Raw genomic sequence first — 4,708 nt, 5'->3', positions numbered from 1 at the left:
TGCGTTCATCGGAGCTGGCGGCGGCCATCGACTGGGAGCGAAGCCGGCTGTCCCACCATCTGGCGCGTATGGAGCGGCGCGGTCTCATCCGTCGCGACGAGTGCGCCACCGACAACCGCGGCGCCGAGGTCTCGCTGACGCACGACGGAGCGGCGATGTTCCGGGGTGCGACCACACCTCACACGCTGGCCATCAAGAAGCACTTCGCCGACGCGCTGACACCCGGGCAGTTCGAGGCGCTCGCCGAAATTCTGGACGCGCTGCAGAGCCACCTGCACCCGGAACGGACCGCTCGTACCGGGACTGGGGGCGGGCGGCCATGACCGGCGCAGTCTTGTCTCGGCCGCGGCCGCGGATCGCCGTGCTGGGCGCCGGGCACACCGGCCCGGTGATCGCGCGGGTCGCGTTGGCGGCGGGCTACCGGGTGTCCGTCGCGGCTTCGGGCGACCCGGCGAAGATCGAGTTGATCACGCAGGTCCTGGCTCCGGGGGCCGAGCCGCGCTGGGCGGCCGATGCCGTCAAGGACGCCGACATCGTCGTGCTGGCCATCCCGCTGCACAAGTTCGCCGCCTTCGATCCTTCCTCGGTGGCCGGCAAGCTGGTCGTCGACACGATGAACTATTGGCCGCCCGTCGACGGCGTTCAGGAGCTGTTCGAAGACCCACGGTTCGGCAGCAGCGAGATCGTGCAGCGGCGGCTGGCCCGCTCGACGGTCGTCAAGACCCTCAACCATCTCGGCTACCACGAACTCGAAGACGAACGTCGGCCCGCGGGCTCGCCCGAACGCCGGGCCCTGGGCGTCGCCGGCGACGACTCTGGCGCGGTCGACGTCGTGGCGCAGGTCATCGAACGTATCGGCTACGACACGGTCCGGCTGGACAGCCTGAGAGCCGGGCGCCTGCTCGAACCCGGCGGTCCGGTCTTCGGCGTGCCGCTGCGGCGAAGTGAGTTCGAGCAGGCCGTGTGGGTCGAGGCCGCATGAAGCGGTCCCGTGCGCGCCCTTCGACCGGCTCACCACCAGACAGGGAGACTCAAAGTGACCACAGCACCGTCGCACACGGTACAAGCTTCCGCGGACCAGCCTGCGAAGTTCCCGCTCGTCCTCGGCCTCGACACCTTCGGCGACGTCACCGACGACGAGGCCGGCCGGCCCCTCTCGCATGCCCAGACGATCCGCGACGTCGTCGAGCAAGGTGTCCTGGCCGACCAGGTCGGCGTGGACTTCTTCGGGATCGGCGAACACCACACCGATGATTTCCCCATGCCGGCCGGCGACGTCGTCCTGGGCACGATCGCCGGGCGTACGACCCGCATCCGCCTCGGGTCGGCGGTCACGGTGCTGAGTTCCGACGACCCCGTTCGGGTGTTCCAGCGCTACTCCACGCTCAACGCGGTCTCCGGCGGCCGGGCGGAGGTCATCCTCGGGCGTGGTTCCAGCATCGACTCGTTCCCGCTGTTCGGGTACGACCTCGCCGACTACGAGGACCTCTTCGAGGAGAAGGTCGACCTCTTCGCCGAACTGCTCAAAGGCGGACCGGTCACCTGGCAGGGCAAGACCCGCGCGCCGCTGCGCGGACAGGATGTCGTGCCCCATCCCGAGTCCGGGCCCTTCCCGGTGTGGATCGGCGTCGGCGGCAGCCCCCAGTCGGTCATCCGCGCCGCGCGTTACGGATTCTCGCTGATGCTCGCGATCATCGGCGGGTCCCCGGCCCGGTTCGCGCCCTTCTCTCAGCTCTTCCAGCAGGCCCTGGGCAGGCTTGGACACGCGGCCCTGCCGGTCGGGGTGCATTCGCCCGGGCACGTCGCCGCCACCGATGAGCAGGCGCGCGAGGAATTCTGGCCGCACTATCGGGAGGTCATCAGCCGCCTCGGCAAGACCCGCGGATTCGCCGTTCCGACCAAGGACTCTTTCTCGTCCGAGGTCGGGCCGCACGGGGCGCTCTACATCGGGTCGCCGGAAACGGTCGCGCGGAAGATCGCGGCGAACCTCCCCATGCTCGGCGCGACGCGCTTCGACTTGAAATACGGCATGGGAGGTCTCTCCCAACGGGCGCTGATGACCAACATCGAGCTTTACGGCACCCAAGTCATCCCGCGCGTGCGCGAACTACTCGCGAACGCCCAGGCGGGAGCATGATGACTAGTACGAAGACCGAGGAGGGCCCGGGTTGGACACCGCGTTGACCACCGATCGGCTTGTCATCCGGGACTGGTCCGTCGACGACGACGTCGACGCGCTGGCGATCTACGGCGCGCCGGACGTCGCCCACTGGCTCACCGGGGCGATGGACCGCGTCTCAGACCTGGCGGCGATGCGCTCGGTGCTGCACGCCTGGAAGGAGGCACAGCCGAACCTGCTGACGCCCCGGGGACGGTGGGCCGTGCAGCGCAGGGATGACAACGTGGTCGTCGGCGGCCTCGGCATCCGGCTGCTGCCGCCCTACGAGGAGGACCTCGAGCTGAGCTGGCAGCTGAACCCGCACGAGTGGGGGAAGGGGTATGCCACCGAAGCCGGCCGCGCGTTGATCGCTTGGGCGTTCACCCAGGACATCGACGAGCTGTTCGCCGTCACCCGGCCGAACAACCTGCGCGCCATCGCCACGGCGAAACGGCTCGGCATGCAGTGGGTCGGCGAGACCGACAAATATTACGGACTGACCCTCCAGGTTTACCGCATCCGCCCCAGCGATCTCACCGGCTGATCACCGTACACCGGCGCTGTGGGCGGATGGAGTCGGCACGGGAACCAGTGCGGACTCCAGGCAGTCGCCACGCGCGTCCCGTCGGCCATGTGTGCGGGAACCGGACAGCTAACCGCTAGCCTCAGCGGGCTGCGATCCCGTCGCCCCGGCCGCTGAGCTCCAGCCCGGCTCACCGGTAGCGCGGAATCCAGGTTCACGCCCAGACCGTCTGCGACCTTCGGAATGCCTCCGACCCCGCCGTTGTGCGGCGGAGCCGGGGCCGGTCATCGGCGCCCAAGGCTGGTTGGCTTGCGTGGCAGGCGCTCGGATTATCGCCGCGTCGCCGTCACCGCCGAAGTGTTGCAGCTACAACGTCACGTCAGTAGTGTACCTACGACACATCGGCTGCAATATCTGGTTTATCCCATGACACGTGGGTTGTGAGTGCGGCGGCACCGGCGGCTTGCCAGATCGACGACGTCTCAACGAGACACAAGTCAGCCTGCTGCAACTGCACGAGAGGAGCAACGATGTCCACCAGCACGAACCAGACCACCAGGAAGCTCGCGGACGGCAACGAGATTCCGCTGCTCGGACTCGGTGTCTGGCAGGTGCCCGACGGGCCGGATTGCGTCAAGGCCGTCCGCTGGGCGCTTGAGCTCGGATACCGCCACATCGACACCGCTCAGGCGTACAGGAACGAGGGGAGCGTGGGGAAGGCACTGAAGGAGAGCGGGGTCGATCGTGACGATGTCTTCATCACGACCAAGTTCCTCCCCCGTGCCAAAGATCCGGTGGCCGAACTTGAGCAGAGCCTGCGCAGGCTCGGGCTCGACCACGTCGATCTGTACATCGTGCACTGGCCGGAAGGCGGCCCTACCTGGATGTGGCCAGGCATGGAGCGCGCCCGTGAACTCGGATATGCCCGGTCGATCGGCGTCTCGAATTTCAGCGAGACCGAGTTGGCGAGTGTGGCTGGAATCGCCGATGTGATGCCGGTCGTCGACCAGGTGAACTTCAACCCCACCGCTTTCCGTCGGGTACTGCTCGACGCATGTCAGCGTCGAGATGTGGTCCTTGAAGCGTACAGCCCGCTTGGCACAGGCAGTCTCCTGTCGGACGCCACCGTAGGTGCCATCGCAGCCCGAGTCGGCCGAACGCCGGCCCAGGTGCTGCTCCGCTGGTGCGTGCAGCGCGGTGTCCCGGTGCTTTCCAAGTCAACCCACCGGGACAGGATCGAGGCGAACGGCAGGATCTTCGACTTCGCACTGACCGACGAGGATTTCTCACAACTGGACGCGCTCGATCGCACCGGCGGCACCGGAAACGGTCTTGAGCAGCCATGGTGGTAAGAGGCCGGAGATCCGTGCGATCCATTATCGTGCGGGAGAAATGCACGCCCTGGATGCGGACGACTCCGAACTCATGAGACCCCTCGTCTTCGAATCGATTGGGATGGCGGTATGAGCGCGGGCGAAGAAACCCTCGTCGAGGTAAACGGGATTTCGCTCCATGTTGAACAATATGGAAGCGGCACGCCGGTACTACTCATACACGGCTGGCCAGACTCCGCCTACCTGTGGCGCCACCAGATCCCGGTCCTGACAGCACAGGGCTTCCGCGTGATCGCTCCCGACATGCGAGGGTTCGGGCGGTCTAGCCGCCCGGAGGCGGTCCACGACTACGCGGTGACGAAGGCCGTCGACGATATGACCGGGCTGCTCGACGCGCTGAACGTGCCATCCGCGTACGTCGTCGGACACGACTGGGGAGCGGTCGTCGCCTGGCTGATCGCCATGACCCGGCCGGATCGAGTCAAGAAGCTGGTCGTGCTCTCGGTCGGCCACCCGAGCGCGCCGTGGTCTCTCCGGCAGCACGAGATGAGCTGGTACCAGCTGTTCTTCCAGTTCGAAGGCATCGCCGAAGCGACCATCACTTACGACGACTGGGCCTGGTTTCGCCAGTTCAGCCACGGCAACGGCGACCAGGATCGCTACCTGCAGGACCTGTCCCGCCCGGGCGCGCTT

6 protein-coding genes are annotated in these 4,708 nt (G+C 67.2%); all 6 read left to right on the top strand.

Annotated features, from left to right (window positions below; translation table 11 throughout):
- Positions 1–323 (top strand): MarR family winged helix-turn-helix transcriptional regulator (locus tag VGZ32_RS04920; protein WP_414642478.1); only part of this gene is annotated, 323 nt, incomplete at its 5' end.
- The gene (locus tag VGZ32_RS04915) at positions 320–982 is read left to right on the top strand and encodes an NADPH-dependent F420 reductase (RefSeq protein ID WP_326884608.1); all 663 of its coding nucleotides are present in this window, start codon (positions 320–322) and stop codon (positions 980–982) included. The genes VGZ32_RS04920 and VGZ32_RS04915, both read left to right, overlap by 4 nt.
- A gap of 54 nt (positions 983–1,036) precedes the next feature.
- Entirely contained in the window at positions 1,037–2,137 is a 1,101-nt protein-coding gene (locus VGZ32_RS04910) for an LLM class flavin-dependent oxidoreductase (protein ID WP_326884607.1), read from the top strand.
- A gap of 31 nt (positions 2,138–2,168) precedes the next feature.
- Positions 2,169–2,702 carry a GNAT family N-acetyltransferase gene (locus tag VGZ32_RS04905; protein ID WP_326884606.1) on the top strand — a complete coding sequence of 178 codons (534 nt, stop codon included), beginning with the start codon at positions 2,169–2,171 and terminating at the stop codon, positions 2,700–2,702.
- Positions 2,703–3,211: 509 nt separating this feature from the next.
- A complete protein-coding gene (locus VGZ32_RS04900; protein ID WP_326884605.1) occupies positions 3,212–4,033 on the top strand; it encodes an aldo/keto reductase in 822 nt (273 codons plus the stop codon).
- A 111-nt stretch (positions 4,034–4,144) separates the two neighbouring features.
- A partial coding sequence (locus VGZ32_RS04895; RefSeq protein ID WP_326884604.1) for an alpha/beta hydrolase occupies positions 4,145–4,708 on the top strand: 564 nt, incomplete at its 3' end.

The organism is Actinocrinis sp. (assembly GCF_035938995.1).
In the GTDB taxonomy this organism is placed as follows: Bacteria; Actinomycetota; Actinomycetes; order Streptomycetales; family Catenulisporaceae; genus DASZGI01.
This window is presented reverse-complemented; position numbering and strand designations above follow the sequence as displayed.